Consider the following 17453-nt stretch of genomic DNA (forward strand, 5'->3'; position numbering starts at 1 on the left):
GGAATATAGCCCGGCTTACAGCCACAACAGAAGTGTCTATAAAGACGACAGAAAAGTCCACATTGATTATTTGCACGGCGTCACACTTTGAGAGGTCACAGCAAGATCATCCATAAGATTAGCGGTTCCGGCCTGACGTTTTTTTTCGCGGATATCTACTGTTTCTCTATCACGTTTTCTTTGAGATGGAGTAACACGATGGCAATCGCAATTGGCCTCGATTTTGGCAGTGACTCGGTCCGCGCCCTGGCGGTGGATTGCGCGACGGGCGAGGAGATCGCTACCCACGTCGAGTGGTATCCGCGCTGGCAGGAAGGGCGTTTCTGCGACGCGCCAAATAACCGTTTTCGCCACCACCCGCGCGACTATATCGAATCCATGGAAGCCGCACTGAAGGGCGCGCTGACCGCGCTTTCCAGCGCGCAGCGCGCGGACGTCGTCGGTATCGGCGTCGACAGCACCGGCTCGACCCCGGCACCGATTGATGCCGACGGCAACGTTCTGGCGCTGAAAGAAGAATTCGCCGACAACCCGAACGCTATGTTCGTGCTGTGGAAAGACCACACCGCGGTTGAAGAAGCCGAAGCCATCACCCGCCTGTGCCATCAGCCGGGCAAAGAAGATTACTCCCGCTACATCGGCGGCATTTATTCCAGCGAATGGTTCTGGGCCAAGATCCTTCACATCACCCGCGCAGACCGAGCGGTGGCGAAGGCTGCCGCTTCATGGGTAGAGCTGTGCGACTGGATTCCGGCGCTGCTTTCCGGCACCACCCGTCCAGAGGATATTCGCCGCGGGCGCTGCAGCGCCGGGCATAAATCTCTGTGGCACGAAAGCTGGGGTGGCCTACCGCCAGCCGCGTTCTTTGACGAACTGGACCCCATTCTCAACCAGCACCTGCCGCATCCGCTGTTTACTGAAACCTGGACTGCCGACGTGCCGGTGGGCACGCTGACCGCTGAATGGGCGCAGCGCCTGGGCCTGTCCACGCAGGTCACCATCTCCGGCGGCGCATTTGACTGCCATATGGGGGCGGTTGGCGCGGGCGCGCAGCCTAATGCGCTGGTGAAAGTCATTGGCACCTCAACCTGCGACATCCTGATTGCCGATAAAGCAAGCGTGGGCAGCCGCACGGTAAAAGGCATCTGCGGCCAGGTCGATGGCAGCGTCGTGCCGAATTTCATCGGGATGGAAGCGGGCCAGTCCGCGTTTGGCGATATCTACGCCTGGTTTGGCCGCGTGCTCGGCTGGCCGCTAGAACAGCTTGCCGCGCAGCATCCGGAACTGAAAGCACAAATCAAGGCCAGCCAGAAACAGCTGCTGCCCGCGCTGACGGAAGCCTGGGCCGCCAACCCATCGCTGGATCATCTGCCGGTGGTGCTGGACTGGTTTAACGGCCGCCGCACGCCGAATGCGAACCAGCGCCTGAAAGGCGTCATTACCGATCTCAACCTCGCGACCGACGCGCCGGCGCTGTTTGGCGGCCTGATTGCCGCCACCGCCTTCGGTGCGCGCGCCATTATGGAGTGCTTCACCGAGCAGGGAATTCCCGTTAACAACGTCATGGCCCTGGGCGGTATCGCGCGTAAAAACCGCGTCATCATGCAGGCCTGCTGCGATGTTCTGAACCGTCCACTGCAAATTGTCGCCTCCGATCAGTGCTGTGCGCTGGGGGCCGCTATTTTTGCCGCCGTCGCTGCGGGCGTTTACGGTGATATTCCTGCCGCGCAGCAGCATATGGCCAGCCGCGTCGAACACACCTTACAGCCGCGTCCGGCGCAGGCGCAGCGCTTTGAAGAGCTCTACCAGCGCTACCTGCAGTGGGCCGTGACGGCCGAACAACACTATCTCCCTGCCGCGCCATCGGAAAAAACCGCCGCTGGCCGCGCCGCTCTGACTCATTAAAGGATACGAACATGACCGTTTTTGATAATTACGAAGTATGGTTTGTCATTGGTAGCCAGCACCTGTATGGGCCAGAAACGCTGCGTCAGGTGACGCAAAACGCCGAACACGTGGTCAATGCCTTAAACGCCGAAGCGAAGCTGCCGTGTAAACTGGTGCTGAAACCGCTGGGCACGCGCCCGGACGAAATCACCGCAATCTGTCGCGACGCGAACTACGACCAGAAGTGCGCCGGGATGGTCGTCTGGCTGCATACCTTCTCTCCGGCGAAGATGTGGATCAACGGCCTCACTCAGCTCAATAAACCGCTGCTGCAGTTCCATACGCAGTTCAACGCCTCCCTGCCGTGGGACAGCATCGATATGGACTTTATGAACCTGAACCAGACCGCGCACGGCGGCCGCGAGTTCGGCTTCATCGGCGCGCGTATGCGCCAGCAGCACAGCGTGGTCACCGGCCACTGGCAGGACAAACACGCGCAGGAACGCATTGGTTCCTGGATGCGTCAGGCAGTATCCAAACAGGATACCCGCCAGTTGAAAGTGTGCCGCTTCGGCGACAATATGCGTGAAGTCGCGGTGACCGACGGCGATAAAGTCGCCGCGCAGATCAAGTTCGGTTTCTCCGTCAACACCTGGGCCGTCGGCGACCTGGTGCAGGTGGTTAACGCGGTGACCGACGGTGAAATCAGCGCACTGGTCGACGAATACGAGAGCAGCTATCGCTTTACGCCGGCCACTCAGATCCACGGCGATAAACGCCAGAACGTGCTGGACGCTGCGCGTATTGAGCTGGGCATGAAGCGCTTCCTCGAAGAGGGCGGCTTCCACGCCTTTACCACCACTTTTGAAGATTTGCACGGCCTGAAACAGCTGCCGGGTCTCGCCGTGCAGCGCCTGATGCAGCAAGGTTACGGCTTTGCTGGCGAAGGCGACTGGAAAACCGCCGCCCTGCTTCGCATTATGAAAGTGATGTCGACCGGTCTACAGGGCGGCACCTCATTTATGGAAGATTACACCTACCACTTTAACGGCGGTAACGATCTGGTCCTCGGCTCGCACATGCTGGAAGTGTGCCCGTCGATTGCCGTCGAAGAAAAACCGCTGCTCGACGTTCAGCACCTCGGCATCGGCGGCAAAGCCGATCCTGCGCGCCTGATCTTCAATACCCAGACCGGTCCGGCGGTTGTCGCCAGCCTGATCGATCTCGGCGATCGCTATCGCCTGCTGGTCAATACCATCGAAACCGTGAAAACCCCGCATGACCTGCCGAAACTGCCGGTCGCCAATGCGCTGTGGAAAGCACACCCGAATCTGGAAACCGCGTCTGAAGCGTGGATCATCGCCGGCGGCGCGCACCACACGGTGTTCAGCCATGCGCTGACGCTGGACGATATGCGCCAGTTTGCCGAGCTGCAGGATATCGAAATTGCCGTCATCGATAACGACACACGCCTGCCGGCATTCAAGGACGCGCTGCGCTGGAACGAAGTGTATTACGGGTTTAAACGCTAAGCCACTTTCCCCTCACCCTAACCTTCTCCCCCAGGAAGAGGGCCGGGGTGAGGGAAATCCAGTTTGTAGGCCGGATAAGCGAAGCGCCATCCGGCACTCAGGAGTTAACATGTTAGAAGATCTTAAACGCCAGGTACTGGAAGCCAATCTGGCACTCCCCAAACACAATCTGGTCACCCTGACCTGGGGCAACGTCAGCGCCGTCGACCGCGAGCGCGGCGTGATGGTGATTAAGCCGTCCGGCGTCGACTACAGCGCCATGACCGCTAACGATATGGTGGTGGTCAGCCTCGACACCGGCGAGGTGGTTGAAGGAACGAAAAAGCCCTCTTCCGATACTCCCACCCATCGCCTGCTGTATCAGGCATTCCCGACGCTGGGCGGCATCGTGCACACCCACTCGCGCCACGCCACCATCTGGGCACAGGCGGGGCAGTCCATCCCCGCCACCGGCACCACCCACGCCGACTACTTCTACGGCCCGGTGCCCTGCACCCGTCTGATGACCGATGCTGAAATCAACGGCGAGTATGAATGGGAAACCGGCGCGGTGATCGTCGAAACGTTCCGCGAAAAAGGGATCGATCCGGCGCAAATGCCCGGCGTGCTGGTGCACTCTCACGGCCCGTTTGCATGGGGAAAAAATGCTGAGGACGCGGTGCACAACGCCATCGTGCTGGAAGAAATTGCCTATATGGGTATTTTCTGCCGCCAGCTGGCGCCGCAGCTTCCAGACATGCAGCAGACGCTGCTCGATAAACACTACCTGCGCAAACACGGCGCCAAAGCCTATTACGGGCAGTAGGCCTGATAAGCGAAGCGCCATCAGGCGGAACGATGCACATGCCGGATGGCGGCGTAGCGCCTTATCCGGCCTGCGCTCTCGCGCAACACCTGTATAAAACACCAGCTTCTTTATCCAAACCAGGCTATAATCAAGCCTGGTTTTTTGTCGATGAGAACGCGCGTGACGCAGCCACAATCCGGTTTTCTGTTAACCCGTCACTGGCGGGACACGCCTCTGGGCACCGAGCTAACCTTCTGGTTGGCGACCGATGGCGGCCCGCTGTCGGTTACCTTGCCACCGCAGGAATCGGTAGCATTTATCCCCGAAGCCCAGCGCGCGCAGGTTGAACGGTTGCTTCAGGGCGAAAGCGGCCTGCGCCTTGCCCCACTCGCGCTCAAAGATTTTCACCGCCAGCCGGTTTTCGGCCTCTACTGCCGCGGCCATCGCCAGCTGATGAAACTGGAAAAAGTGCTGCGTGAAAACGGCATCACCGTTTACGAAGCCGATATTCGTCCACCGGAACGTTTCCTGATGGAGCGGTTTATCACCGCGCCGGTGTGGGTGGAAGGGGAACCCACCGCCGCAGGGCTTCGCAACGCGCGCATGAAGCCTAACCCCGACTATCGTCCGCCGCTAAAATGGGTGTCGCTGGATATCGAAACCAGCCGCCACGGCGAACTGTACTGCATTGGTCTGGAAGGCTGCGGCCAGCGCACCGTCTATATGCTCGGCACCCCACCCGAGCAGACGCCGCAGGTCGATTTTCACCTGGAGTACGTCGCCAGCCGACCGCTGCTGCTGGAAAAACTCAATGCCTGGTTCGCCGAGCACGACCCGGACGTGCTGATCGGCTGGAACGTGGTGCAGTTCGACCTGCGCGTGCTGCAAAAAAGCGCCGAGCGCTACCGGGTACCGCTGCGGCTTGGGCGCGGCGGCAGCGAGCTGGAGTGGCGCGAGCACGGTTTCAAGAACGGTATATTCTTCGCTCAGGCCGCCGGGCGGCTCATTATCGACGGCATTGAAGCGCTTAAGTCCGCCTTCTGGAACTTCACCTCGTTTTCGCTGGAGAACGTCGCCCGCGAGCTGCTGGGCGAAGGTAAGGCGATTGACAATCCATGGGACAGGATGGATGAAATTGACCGCCGTTTCGCCGAAGATAAGCCCGCGCTGGCCACCTATAACCTCAAAGACTGTGAGCTGGTCACCCGCATCTTCCACAAAACCGAAATCATGCCGTTCTTACTGGAACGCGCCACGGTCAACGGTCTGGCGGTTGACCGCCACGGCGGCTCGGTAGCGGCCTTCAGCCATCTCTATTTTCCGCGCATGCATCGTCTGGGCTACGTGGCACCCAACCTCGGCGAAGTCCCGCCGCAGGCCAGCCCCGGCGGCTACGTCATGGACTCCCGCCCCGGGCTGTACGACTCCGTTCTGGTACTCGACTACAAAAGCCTGTATCCATCGATCATCCGCTCTTTCCTGATCGATCCGGTCGGCCTGATTGAAGGGATGGCGCACCCGGATGCGGTGCACAGCACTGAAGGCTTCCTCGACGCCTGGTTCTCACGCGAGAAACACTGTCTGCCGGGGATCGTCAGCCAGATCTGGCACGCCCGCGACGAAGCCAAGCGCCATAAAAACAAACCGCTGTCGCAGGCGCTAAAGATTATCATGAACGCCTTTTATGGCGTGCTCGGCACCAGCGCCTGCCGCTTTTTCGATCCTCGTCTGGCGTCATCGATCACCATGCGTGGCCATGCGATCATGCGTCAGACCAAAGCGTTGATTGAATCGCAAGGCTACGACGTGATTTACGGCGATACCGACTCCACCTTCGTCTGGCTTAAACGCGCCCACGGTGAAGAAGAGGCCGCGACGATTGGCCGTGAGCTGGTGGCGTTTGTCAACCAGTGGTGGGCCGATGAACTGCAAAAAAGCGGCCTGACCAGCGCGCTGGAGCTGGAGTTTGAAACCCACTTCTGCCGCTTCCTGATGCCGACCATTCGCGGTGCCGATACCGGCAGCAAGAAGCGCTATGCCGGGATGATTCAGGACGGTGACGAGCAGCGAATGCTCTATAAAGGGCTGGAGACCGTACGCACCGACTGGACGCCGCTGGCGCAGCAGTTCCAGCAGGCGCTGTATCTGCGCATCTTCCGCAACGAACCCTATCGGGATTTCATCCTCGAAACCATTGATAAGCTGATGGCCGGCGAGCTGGACGAACAGCTGGTGTATCGTAAGCAGCTGCGCCGCCCGCTGGCGGAGTACCAGCGCAACGTGCCGCCGCACGTGCGCGCCGCGCGGCTGGCCGATGAACAGAACGTGCGGTTAGGGCGTCCGCAACAGTACCAGCAGCGCGGCAGCATCCGCTACGTCTGGACCACCAACGGCCCGGAGCCGCTGGCGTATCAGCAGTCGCCGCTGGATTACGACCACTATCTCACCAAACAACTGGCCCCCGTCGCCGAAGGAATTCTCCCCTTTGTCGACGATGATTTTGCTACAATAGTGACGGGGCAACTGGGGTTGTTTTGACAGGTGACTAACGTCCCGCCATCCAGTACCATAGCGCCCTTTCCATTCCTGGACCAAATTCACTCGCCGCCTCCTCTCAGGTGGTGGCTGAATATTGCCTGCAATTTATTAAAGATAGAGCCGAACACATATGCCTTTTACACTTGGTCAACGCTGGATCAGCGATACAGAAAGCGAACTGGGACTTGGTACTGTTGTTGCAATGGATGCACGCACCGTCACCCTGCTCTTTCCGGCAACCGGAGAGAACCGTCTGTACGCCCGAAGCGACTCCCCCGTGACCCGCGTCATGTTCAATCCCGGCGACACGATCACAAGCCATGAAGGCTGGCAGTTGCTCGTTGATGAAGTTAAAGAAGAAAATGGACTGTTGGCCTATATCGGTACGCGCCAGGACACCGAAGAAGCCAACGTCATGCTGCGCGAAGTGCTGCTCGACAGCAAGCTGGTGTTCAGCAAGCCGCAGGACCGCCTGTTTGCCGGGCAAATCGACCGTATGGACCGCTTTGCTCTGCGCTACCGCGCGCGGAAATACCAGAGCGAACAATACCGTATGCCGTGGAGCGGCCTGCGCGGCCAGCGCACCAGCCTGATTCCGCACCAGCTCAACATCGCACACGACGTTGGCCGCCGCCACGCGCCGCGCGTCCTGCTGGCGGACGAAGTCGGCTTGGGCAAAACCATTGAAGCCGGGATGATTCTACACCAGCAGTTGCTCTCCGGCGCCGCGCAGCGCGTGCTGATTATCGTTCCGGAAACCCTTCAGCATCAGTGGCTGGTTGAGATGCTGCGCCGCTTCAACCTGCGCTTCGCCCTGTTCGATGACGAGCGCTACGCCGAAGCCCAGCACGACGCCTACAACCCGTTTGAAACCGAACAGCTGGTGATCTGCTCGCTGGACTTCGTGCGCCGCAACAAGCAGCGTCTGGAGCACCTGTGCGACGCCGAATGGGATCTGATGGTGGTCGATGAAGCTCACCACCTGGTATGGAGCGAAGACGCGCCAAGCCGCGAATACCTGGCCATTGAAGAGCTGGCCGAGCGCGTGCCTGGCGTGCTGCTGCTGACCGCGACGCCTGAGCAGTTGGGAATGGAAAGCCACTTCGCGCGTTTACGCCTGCTTGACCCGAATCGCTTCCACGACTTCGAGCAGTTCGTTGAAGAACAGAAAAACTACCGCCCGGTCGCCGACGCCGTCGCGCTGCTGCTGGCGGGCAACAAGCTGAGCAATGAAGAGCTGAACATGCTCGGCGAGCTGATTGGCGAGCAGGATATCGAAGCGCTGCTGCAAACCGCCAACAGCGATCGCGAAGGCTCCGAAGCCGCGCGTCAGGAACTTATCAGCATGCTGATGGACCGCCACGGCACCAGCCGCGTGCTGTTCCGTAACACCCGTAACGGCGTGAAGGGCTTCCCGAAACGCGAGCTGCACACCATTAAGCTGCCGCTGCCGGCGCAGTATCAAACCGCCATTAAGGTATCCGGCATTATGGGTGCCCGTAAGAGCGCCGAAGAGCGCGCCCGCGATATGCTCTATCCGGAACAGATTTATCAAGAATTTGAAGGCGATACCGGTACCTGGTGGAACTTCGACCCACGCGTTGAGTGGCTGATGGGCTACCTGACCAGCCACCGCTCGCAGAAAGTGCTGGTGATCTGCGCCAAAGCCGCCACCGCGCTACAGCTGGAGCAGGTGCTGCGCGAGCGTGAAGGCATCCGCGCCGCCGTGTTCCACGAAGGCATGTCCATTATTGAACGCGACCGCGCCGCCGCCTGGTTTGGTGAAGAAGACAGCGGCGCGCAGGTGCTGCTGTGCTCGGAAATCGGCTCCGAAGGGCGTAACTTCCAGTTCGCCAGCAACCTGGTGATGTTTGACCTGCCGTTCAACCCGGACCTGCTGGAGCAGCGAATTGGCCGTCTTGACCGTATTGGCCAGGCGCACGATATTCAGATCCACGTGCCTTACTTAGAAAAAACCGCGCAGTCCGTGCTGGTGCGCTGGTACCACGAAGGCCTGGACGCGTTCGAACACACCTGCCCGACCGGCCGTACCATCTACGACAGCGTCCACGACCAGCTGATTACCTATCTGGCCGCGCCGGAAACCACCGACGGTTTTGACGATCTGATTAAAGCCAGCCGCGAGCAGCACGACACGCTGAAGGCGCAGCTGGAGCAGGGCCGCGACCGTCTGTTGGAAATCCACTCCAACGGCGGCGAAAAAGCGCAGAAGCTGGCAGAAAGCATTGAAGAGCAGGATGACGATACCAACCTGATCGCCTTCGCCATGAACCTGTTCGATATCGTCGGTATTAACCAGGACGATCGCGGCGAAAACCTGATCGTACTGACGCCGTCCGACCATATGCTGGTGCCGGACTTCCCGGGTCTGCCGGAAGACGGCTGTACCGTGACCTTTGAGCGTGACGTCGCGCTGTCCCGTGAAGATGCGCAGTTCCTGACCTGGGAACATCCGCTGATTCACAATGGTCTGGATCTGATCCTTTCCGGCGACACCGGCAGCAGCACCCTTTCGCTGCTGAAAAACAAGGCGCTGCCGGTCGGTACGCTGCTGCTGGAGCTGATTTACGTGGTTGAAGCCAACGCCCCGAAACAGCTGCAGCTCAACCGCTTCCTGCCGCCGACGCCGGTGCGTATGCTGCTGGATAAGAACGGCACCAACCTTGCCGCCCAGGTCGAGTTTGAGACCTTCAACCGCCAGCTCAGCGCGGTGAATCGCCACACCGGCAGCAAGCTGGTGAACGCGGTGCAGCAGGACGTACACGCCATTCTGCAAAAAGGTGAAACGCAGATTGAGAAAGCGGCGCAGGCGCTGATTGCCGCCGCACGCGAAGAGGCCGACGAGAAGCTCAGCGCCGAGCTGTCGCGTCTGGAAGCGCTGAAAGCGGTGAACCCGAACATCCGCGACGACGAGCTTTCCGCCATTGAAAGCAACCGTCAGCAGGTGATGGAAAGCCTGTCACAAGCGGGCTGGCGTCTGGACGCGCTGCGTCTTATCGTCGTCACTCACCAGTAACAGGAGCCCGTCATGGGAATGGAAAACTACCATCCGCCGCAGGATCCGTGGCTGGTTATCCTCTATCAGGATGAGCACATCATGGTGGTCAACAAGCCAAGCGGCCTGTTGTCCGTACCGGGTCGTCTTGAGGAGCATAAAGACAGCATCATGACCCGCGTGCAGCGCGACTATCCCCAGGCGGAGTCCGTACACCGCCTGGATATGGCGACCAGCGGCGTGATTGTAGTGGCCCTGACCAAAGCCGCGGAACGGGAGCTCAAGCGCCAGTTCCGCGAACGCGAGCCGAAAAAACAGTACGTGGCCCGCGTGTGGGGGCATCCGCAACCTGCGGAGGGGCTGGTGGATTTACCGCTGATTTGTGACTGGCCGAACCGGCCAAAGCAGAAAGTGTGTTATGAAACCGGCAAGGCCGCGCAAACGGAATATGAAGTGCTGGAATATGCGGCGGATAACACGGCGCGGGTGAAGCTTAAACCGATTACCGGACGCTCGCACCAGCTACGCGTGCATATGCTGGCGCTGGGCCACCCGATTCTCGGCGACCGCTTTTATGCGCACGATGAAGCGCTGGCGATGGCGTCGCGTTTGCAGTTGCATGCGGAGACGTTGACCATTACCCACCCGCAGTTTGGTAATAGCATGACGTTTAAGGCGCCGGTGGATTTTTAAGACCGCGCGCGATAGTGCCGGGGGCGCTGCGCTTGCCCGGCCTACCACATCCTGTAGGCCGGATAAGATGCGTAAGCATCGCCATCCGGCAAATCACAACATCTTACTTAAACCCTTTCTGCTCTTTAATCAGCTCGTACGCTTTCTGAATTTCCTGCGCTTTTTGCTTCGCCATCTCCATCATCTCCGGCGGCAGCCCTTTCGCCACCAGCTTATCCGGGTGATGTTCGCTCATTAATTTACGGTATGCGCGTTTGATGGTTGTCGCGTCATCGCCTGGCTTCACGCCCAGCACGTTGCAGGCATCTTCCAGCGTTGGCCCGCGCTGTGCCTGCTGCCAGCCGCCGCCGTGACCGCCCTGCGACTGCTGCTGATAGCCGCCGCCAAACTGCGCGCCGCCCTGCATCATGCGCAGGAACTGATCGAACTGGGCACGGGAGATACCCAGCTCTTCGGCAATCACGTACAGCACATCGCGCTCGTTCGGGTGCAGAGAACCGTCGGCAAACGCCGCCTGAATCTGAATTTCAAGAAACATCCGAATCAGATCGGAACGCCCGAAGCAGACGCTGCGGAACTGACGCATCTTCTCGCGCAGCGGGTAGCTGTCCGCCTTGCCGACGCGGAACGCCTGCTGCGCCGCCGTGCGCGACTCGCCGTGCAGATTCATCCGGTCCATAAACAGACTGGCGATATGAATATCCGCTTCCGTCACGCGCCCTTTCGATTTGGTCAGGTGGCCCATCACTTCAAACGTGGTCGCAAAAAACAGCGACTGACGTTGCTGTTGGTTGGCAAACCAGTTCACGCGACGGCTGCGTGCCTTGTCAAACATGTGGCCTACGAGCAGCCCGAGGACGACGCCCCAGAAGCCGCCGCCCATCATCAGGGCAACCGCCACACCAATCACTTTTCCCCAATACTGCATATACTCCCCAAATCGTCATGCCAGCGGCTAAAATATGCATTATCATACCTGTCATTCAATGCCATGCATAACACCTCTGGCGAGAACGGGCAGGATAAAACTAGCGTCATAACGATGAGTACGTTAGTCTCTGACCGTTTGCATGCCGCAATGCTATAGATGACGGAACAACAAATACAACGTATGAAAAAACGTATTCCCACTCTCCTCGCGACCATGATCGCCAGCGCCTTGTACAGTCAGCAAGGAATGGCAGCCGATCTCGCCTCACAATGTATGCTTGGCGTGCCGAGTTACGATCGCCCATTGGTCAGCGGCCCGGCTAACGAACAGCCCGTCACGATTACGGCCGATCACGCCGACGGCAACTACCCGGATAACGCCGTCTTTAAAGGCAATGTCGATATTAATCAGGGTAACAGCCGCCTGCAGGCGGATGAAGTTCAGCTGCATCAAAAGCAGCCTGAGGGCGTCGCCGTACCGGTGCGCACCGTCGATGCGCTTGGCAACGTCCACTATGACGATAATCAGGTGATTCTGAAAGGCCCCAAAGCGTGGTCAAACCTGAATACCAAAGATACCAACGTCTGGGAAGGTGACTACCAGATGGTCGGCCGCCAGGGCCGCGGCACCGCTGACGTCATGAAACAGCGCGGCGAAAACCGTTACACCATTCTCGAAAACGGCACCTTCACCTCCTGTCTGCCGGGCTCCAACACCTGGAGCGTCGTCGGTAGCGAGGTTATCCACGACCGCGAAGAACAGGTTGCGGAAATCTGGAATGCCCGCTTCAAAATTGGCCCGGTACCGGTGTTCTACAGCCCGTATCTGCAGCTGCCGGTCGGCGATAAGCGCCGTTCAGGCTTCCTGATCCCGAACGCCAAATACGGCAGCTCCAACGGCTTCGAATTCACGCTGCCGTACTACTGGAACATCGCGCCAAACATGGACGCCACCATCACGCCGCACTATATGGATAAGCGCGGCGGCGTCATGTGGGAAAACGAATTCCGCTATCTGACTCAGGCGGGTACCGGCCTGTTCGAGCTGGACTATCTGCCTTCCGACAGCGTCTACTCTAACGATCACCCGACGGACGATAACAGCCGCCGTTGGCTGTTCTACTGGCGTCATGCCGGGGTAATGGATCAGGTGTGGCGTTTCAACGCCGACTACACAAAAGTCAGCGACCCGGACTACTTTAACGACTTTGACTCCAAATACGGCTCCAGTACCGACGGCTACGCCACGCAGAAGCTGAGCGTAGGCTACGCGGTGCAGAACTTCGATGCCACCGTGTCAACCAAGCAGTTCCAGGTCTTCGACCGCAGCAACAGCAACTCTTATTCCGCAGAACCGCAGCTGGACGTTAACGTCTACCAGAACGACGTGGGGCCGTTTGATACCCACCTCTACGCGCAGGCGGTGAAATTCGTTAACAGCAACGGCAGCCTGCCGGAAGCGACGCGCGTTCACCTCGAGCCATCGATCAATCTGCCGCTGGGCAACCGCTGGGGCAGCCTGAACACCGAAGCCAAGCTGCTGGCCACGCACTACAACCAGACCAATATCGACGACTACAATAGCGACAGCAGCCATAACCAGCTGGCGAGCTCCGTCAGCCGCACCATGCCGCAGCTGAAAGTCGACGGTAAGATGGTGTTCGAGCGCGATATGGTGCTGAGCCCGGGCTACACCCAGACGCTGGAACCGCGCGTTCAGTATCTGTACGTCCCGTATCGTGACCAGAGCAAAATCAACAACTACGACTCCACGCTGCTGCAGTCTGACTACTCCGGCCTGTTCCGCGATCGCACCTACAGCGGCCTCGACCGTATTGCCTCTGCAAACCAGATCACGACCGGCGTCACATCGCGCATTTATGATGACGCCGCCGTTGAACGTTTTAACGTTTCTGTTGGTCAAATCTACTATTTCACCGAGTCTCGCACCGGTGATGACAACATTAACTGGGAGAAAGACAACAAAACCGGCTCACTGGTATGGGCAGGCGACACCTACTGGCGCATCAGCAACAAGTGGGGCCTGCGCGGCGGTATTCAGTACGATACGCGTCTGAACAACATCGCCACCAGCAGCTCGGCCATTGAGTATCGCCAGGACGACGAACGTCTGGTACAGCTGACCTATCGCTATGCCAGCCCGGAATATATTCAGGCGACGCTGCCGACCTACTCCACCGCCGAGCAGTACCGTAACGGTATCTCGCAGGTGGGGGCGACGGCCAGCTGGCCAATCGTCGATCGCTGGTCCGTTGTCGGTGCCTATTACTTTGACACCAACACGCATAATCCGGCCGATCAGATGCTGGGCGTGCAGTACAACTCCTGCTGCTACGCCATCCGCGTGGGCTATGAGCGTAAACTCAACGGTTGGGATTACAACAATGGCGGCACCGGCGGGCAGTCCAAGTATGACAACTCCATCGGCTTCAGTATTGAGCTGCGTGGTCTGAGCTCTAACTACGGTCTGGGCACCCAGCAGATGCTGCGTTCCAACATTATGCCGTACCAAAGCTCACTGTAAGGTAACGAGTTAGACACATCATCCGCATTGCGGTTAATTGAAATGGAAAAAGTATGAAGAACTGGAAAACGCTGCTTCTCGGTATCGCCTTAGTTGCGAATACCAGCTTCGCTGCCCCGCAGGTTGTCGATAAAGTAGCAGCCGTCGTAAATAATGGCGTTGTCCTCGAGAGCGACGTCGATGGCCTTATGCAGTCCGTTAAGATGAACTCTGGCCAGGCTGGCCAGCAGCTGCCGGATGATGCGACCCTTCGTCACCAGATCCTGGAACGTCTGATCATGGATCAGATTATCCTGCAGATGGGGCAAAAAATGGGCGTCAAAATCTCCGACGAGCAGCTCGATCAGGCTATCGCCAACATCGCTAAACAGAACAACATGACGCTGGATCAAATGCGCAGCCGTCTGGCCTACGATGGGATGAACTACAACACCTACCGTAACCAGATCCGTAAAGAGATGCTGATCTCCGAAGTGCGTAATAACGAAGTGCGTCGCCGCATCACCGTGCTGCCGCAGGAAGTGGACGCGCTGGCAAACCAGATTGGCACCCAGAACGACGCCAGCACCGAGCTGAACCTCAGCCACATCCTGGTGCCGCTGCCGGAAAACCCGACCTCCGATCAGGTGAATGAAGCGCAGAGCCAGGCTGAATCCATCGTCGACCAGGCCCGTAAAGGCGCCGACTTCGGCAAACTGGCTATCACCTATTCCGCTGACCAGCAGGCGCTGAAAGGCGGCCAGATGGGCTGGGGGCGTATTCAGGAGCTGCCGGCTATCTTTGCCCAGGCGCTGAGCACGGCGAAAAAAGGCGATATCGTCGGGCCGATCCGTTCCGGCGTAGGCTTCCACATTCTGAAAATCAACGACATGCGCGGCCAGTCTCAGAGCATTTCTGTGACCGAAACCCACGCTCGCCACATTCTGCTCAAGCCGTCGCCGGTCATGACCGACGATCAGGCCCGCGCGAAGCTGGAACAGGTTGCAGCGGATATCCGCAGCGGCAAAACCACCTTCGAGAAAGCGGCGCGTGAGCTGTCTCAGGATCCAGGTTCTGCGAACCAGGGCGGTGACTTAGGCTGGGCGACGCCGGACATCTACGATCCGACATTCCGCGATGCGCTGATGAAGCTGAACAAGGGCCAGATTAGCGCCCCGATTCACTCCTCCTTTGGCTGGCACCTGATTCAGCTGCTGGATACGCGCAACGTTGACCGTACCGATGCGGCGCAGAAAGACCGCGCTTATCGTATGCTGATGAACCGTAAGTTCTCTGAAGAAGCGGCTACCTGGATGCAGGAACAGCGCGCCAGCGCCTACGTGAAAATTCTGAGCAACTAATGACTCAACACCGTGTCGTTATCACTCCCGGCGAACCCGCCGGGATTGGTCCGGATCTCGTGATCCAACTGGCCCAGCGCGATTGGCCGCTTGAACTGGTCGTCTGCGCTGATGCCAGCCTGCTTACCGAGCGGGCGAAACTTCTTGGTCTTCCCCTCACGCTTCTCCCCTACGTTTCCGAACAGCCAGCGCAGCCGCAACGTGCCGGTACGCTAACGCTGCTGCCCGTTGCGCTCAACGCGCCGGTCACACCTGGCCTGTTAAACGTGGAGAACGGGCGCTACGTCGTTGAGACGCTGGCGCGCGCCTGCGACGGCTGTCTGAGCGGTGAATTTGCCGCACTGGTCACCGGGCCGGTGCACAAAGGCATTATTAACGACGCCGGCATTCCATTTACCGGGCATACCGAATTCTTTGAAGAACGTTCGGGCGCGGCAAAAGTGGTGATGATGCTGGCAACGGAAGAACTGCGCGTGGCGCTGGCGACAACGCACCTGCCGCTGAAGGCGGTCAGCGATGCCATTACGCCGGATCTGCTGCGAGAAGTGATTACCATTCTGCACGATGATTTGCAGAACAAGTTCGGCCTTGCCGAACCGCACGTCCTGGTCTGCGGCCTGAACCCCCACGCGGGCGAAGGCGGCCATATGGGCACGGAAGAGATCGATACGCTTATTCCCGTACTGGAAGAAATGCGGAAAAAGGGCATGAACCTCAGCGGGCCGCTGCCTGCCGACACCCTTTTTCAGCCGAAGTATCTTGACCATGCCGATGCGGTGCTGGCAATGTACCACGATCAGGGCCTTCCCGTGCTAAAATACCAGGGCTTTGGCCGCGGCGTGAACATTACGCTCGGTTTACCCTTTATTCGTACCTCCGTTGACCACGGCACCGCCCTTGAACTGGCGGGGCTTGGCAAAGCGGACGTCGGCAGTTTTATTACGGCGCTTAACCTCGCCATCAAAATGATTGTTAACTCTAATGAATAATCGAGTCCATCAGGGCCACTTAGCCCGTAAACGCTTCGGGCAAAACTTTCTCAACGATCAATTCGTGATCGACAGCATCGTTGCGGCCATTAACCCGCAAAAAGGCCAGGCCATGGTTGAAATCGGCCCGGGTCTTGCCGCGCTGACCGAACCGGTTGGCGAACGCCTGGACGAACTGACCGTGATCGAGCTTGACCGCGATCTGGCCGCACGTCTGAAAACGCACCCGTTCCTGGGGCCAAAGCTGACGATTTATCAGCAGGACGCCATGACCATGAACTTCGGCGAGCTTTCCCAGACGCTGGGTCAGCCGCTGCGCGTGTTCGGCAACCTGCCGTACAACATCTCTACGCCGCTGATGTTCCATCTGTTTAGCTATACTAATGCCATTGCAGACATGCACTTCATGCTGCAAAAAGAGGTGGTTAACCGTCTGGTTGCCGGGCCGAACAGTAAAGCCTATGGCCGTCTGAGCGTCATGGCGCAGTATTACTGTAACGTGATCCCGGTTCTTGAAGTGCCGCCGAGCGCTTTCACGCCGCCGCCTAAAGTGGATTCCGCCGTCGTACGCCTGGTGCCGCACAGCACGCCACCGTACCCGGTGAAAGACGTCCGCGTCCTGAGTCGAATTACGACCGAAGCGTTCAACCAGCGTCGTAAGACCGTCCGCAACAGCCTTGGCAACCTGTTCAGCGTTGAGGTGTTGACGGAACTGGGCATCGACCCGGCGATGCGGGCAGAAAATATCTCTGTTGCGCAGTACTGCCGGATGGCCAACTATCTGTCAGAAAATGCGCCCTCGAAGGAGAGCTAAACCATGATTAATTCGCCACGAGTTTGCGTCCAGGTACAGAGCGTCTACATTGAGACGCACTCCCAGCCGGAAGAAGAGCGTTACGTCTTCGCCTACACGGTCACCATTCGCAATCTCGGGCGAAGCGCGGTTCAGCTTCTGGGCCGTTACTGGCTCATCACCAACGGTAACGGCCGCGAAACCGAAGTGCAGGGCGAGGGTGTGGTTGGCGTACAGCCGCACATCGAGCCCGGCGAAGAATATCAGTACACCAGCGGCGCCGTACTGGAAACCCCATTGGGCACCATGCAGGGTCACTACGACATGGTCGATGTCGACGGCGTACCGTTCTCCATCGACATTCCCGTTTTCCGTCTCTTTGTTCCCACGCTGATTCATTAAT

Annotated in this window: 12 protein-coding genes; 11 read left to right on the plus strand and 1 reads right to left on the minus strand. The window is 58.8% G+C overall.

Going from position 1 to position 17453, the window contains the following annotated elements:
* Positions 1-198: 198 nt before the first annotated feature.
* The 6 genes from araB to rluA all read left to right on the plus strand — a co-directional run bounded on the left by araB (position 199) and on the right by rluA (position 10453).
* On the plus strand, positions 199-1905 hold the full coding sequence (gene araB, locus H7R58_RS20150; RefSeq protein ID WP_182934517.1) for a ribulokinase: 1707 nt from the start codon (positions 199-201) through the stop codon (positions 1903-1905).
* 11 nt (positions 1906-1916) lie between these two features.
* The gene (gene araA, locus H7R58_RS20155) at positions 1917-3419 is read left to right on the plus strand and encodes an L-arabinose isomerase (protein ID WP_182929478.1); all 1503 of its coding nucleotides are present in this window, start codon (positions 1917-1919) and stop codon (positions 3417-3419) included.
* Positions 3420-3528: 109 nt separating this feature from the next.
* Positions 3529-4224 (plus strand): L-ribulose-5-phosphate 4-epimerase, encoded by a 696-nt coding sequence (gene araD / locus H7R58_RS20160; RefSeq protein ID WP_106925353.1) that lies wholly within the window; start codon positions 3529-3531, stop codon positions 4222-4224.
* 150 nt (positions 4225-4374) lie between these two features.
* A complete protein-coding gene (polB, locus tag H7R58_RS20165; RefSeq protein WP_181357974.1) occupies positions 4375-6744 on the plus strand; it encodes a DNA polymerase II in 2370 nt (789 codons plus the stop codon).
* A gap of 130 nt (positions 6745-6874) precedes the next feature.
* Positions 6875-9781 (plus strand): RNA polymerase-associated protein RapA, encoded by a 2907-nt coding sequence (rapA, locus tag H7R58_RS20170; protein ID WP_106925351.1) that lies wholly within the window; start codon positions 6875-6877, stop codon positions 9779-9781.
* Between the two features lie 12 nt (positions 9782-9793).
* Positions 9794-10453, plus strand: coding sequence for a bifunctional tRNA pseudouridine(32) synthase/23S rRNA pseudouridine(746) synthase RluA (rluA, locus tag H7R58_RS20175; RefSeq protein WP_106925349.1), 660 nt, complete (start codon positions 9794-9796; stop codon positions 10451-10453).
* A gap of 103 nt (positions 10454-10556) precedes the next feature.
* Here rluA and djlA read toward each other — a convergent pair whose 3' ends face one another.
* Positions 10557-11381: a co-chaperone DjlA gene (gene djlA / locus H7R58_RS20180; protein ID WP_106925347.1), complete on the minus strand. Its 825-nt coding sequence runs from the start codon at positions 11379-11381 to the stop codon at positions 10557-10559.
* A gap of 183 nt (positions 11382-11564) precedes the next feature.
* Here djlA and lptD point away from each other — a divergent pair, with 183 nt between their 5' ends.
* The 5 genes from lptD to apaG are packed head-to-tail and all read left to right on the plus strand — an operon-like array spanning position 11565 to position 17452.
* Positions 11565-13928 (plus strand): LPS assembly protein LptD, encoded by a 2364-nt coding sequence (gene lptD, locus H7R58_RS20185; RefSeq protein WP_182929479.1) that lies wholly within the window; start codon positions 11565-11567, stop codon positions 13926-13928.
* 53 nt (positions 13929-13981) lie between these two features.
* Positions 13982-15268, plus strand: coding sequence for a peptidylprolyl isomerase SurA (gene surA / locus H7R58_RS20190; protein ID WP_106925342.1), 1287 nt, complete (start codon positions 13982-13984; stop codon positions 15266-15268).
* Positions 15268-16257, plus strand: a complete 990-nt coding sequence (gene pdxA / locus H7R58_RS20195) for a 4-hydroxythreonine-4-phosphate dehydrogenase PdxA (RefSeq protein ID WP_106925340.1) — start codon at positions 15268-15270, stop codon at positions 16255-16257. Before surA ends, pdxA begins: the two co-directional genes overlap by 1 nt.
* Positions 16250-17071, plus strand: a complete 822-nt coding sequence (rsmA, locus tag H7R58_RS20200; protein WP_106925338.1) for a 16S rRNA (adenine(1518)-N(6)/adenine(1519)-N(6))-dimethyltransferase RsmA — start codon at positions 16250-16252, stop codon at positions 17069-17071. The genes pdxA and rsmA overlap by 8 nt, the downstream gene beginning before the upstream one ends.
* A 3-nt stretch (positions 17072-17074) precedes the next feature.
* Positions 17075-17452, plus strand: coding sequence for a Co2+/Mg2+ efflux protein ApaG (apaG, locus tag H7R58_RS20205; protein ID WP_106925336.1), 378 nt, complete (start codon positions 17075-17077; stop codon positions 17450-17452).
* Position 17453: the final 1 nt, after the last annotated feature.

It is taken from the genome of Klebsiella sp. WP4-W18-ESBL-05 (genome assembly GCF_014169075.1).
Classification (GTDB): Bacteria; Pseudomonadota; Gammaproteobacteria; order Enterobacterales; family Enterobacteriaceae; genus Kluyvera; species Kluyvera ascorbata_B.

What these genes read in the sequence shown, in the direction of transcription:
- polB (WP_181357974.1), top strand. Translation starts at nt 4,375, where the DNA reads ATGAGAACGCGCGTGACGCAGCCACAATCCGGTTTTCTGTTAACCCGT.
- araD (WP_106925353.1), top strand. Translation starts at nt 3,529, where the DNA reads ATGTTAGAAGATCTTAAACGCCAGGTACTGGAAGCCAATCTGGCACTC.
- rluA (WP_106925349.1), top strand. Translation starts at nt 9,794, where the DNA reads ATGGGAATGGAAAACTACCATCCGCCGCAGGATCCGTGGCTGGTTATC.
- surA (WP_106925342.1), top strand. Translation starts at nt 13,982, where the DNA reads ATGAAGAACTGGAAAACGCTGCTTCTCGGTATCGCCTTAGTTGCGAAT.
- djlA (WP_106925347.1), bottom strand. Translation starts at nt 11,381, where the DNA reads ATGCAGTATTGGGGAAAAGTGATTGGTGTGGCGGTTGCCCTGATGATG.
- apaG (WP_106925336.1), top strand. Translation starts at nt 17,075, where the DNA reads ATGATTAATTCGCCACGAGTTTGCGTCCAGGTACAGAGCGTCTACATT.
- lptD (WP_182929479.1), top strand. Translation starts at nt 11,565, where the DNA reads ATGAAAAAACGTATTCCCACTCTCCTCGCGACCATGATCGCCAGCGCC.
- rapA (WP_106925351.1), top strand. Translation starts at nt 6,875, where the DNA reads ATGCCTTTTACACTTGGTCAACGCTGGATCAGCGATACAGAAAGCGAA.
- araB (WP_182934517.1), top strand. Translation starts at nt 199, where the DNA reads ATGGCAATCGCAATTGGCCTCGATTTTGGCAGTGACTCGGTCCGCGCC.
- rsmA (WP_106925338.1), top strand. Translation starts at nt 16,250, where the DNA reads ATGAATAATCGAGTCCATCAGGGCCACTTAGCCCGTAAACGCTTCGGG.
- araA (WP_182929478.1), top strand. Translation starts at nt 1,917, where the DNA reads ATGACCGTTTTTGATAATTACGAAGTATGGTTTGTCATTGGTAGCCAG.
- pdxA (WP_106925340.1), top strand. Translation starts at nt 15,268, where the DNA reads ATGACTCAACACCGTGTCGTTATCACTCCCGGCGAACCCGCCGGGATT.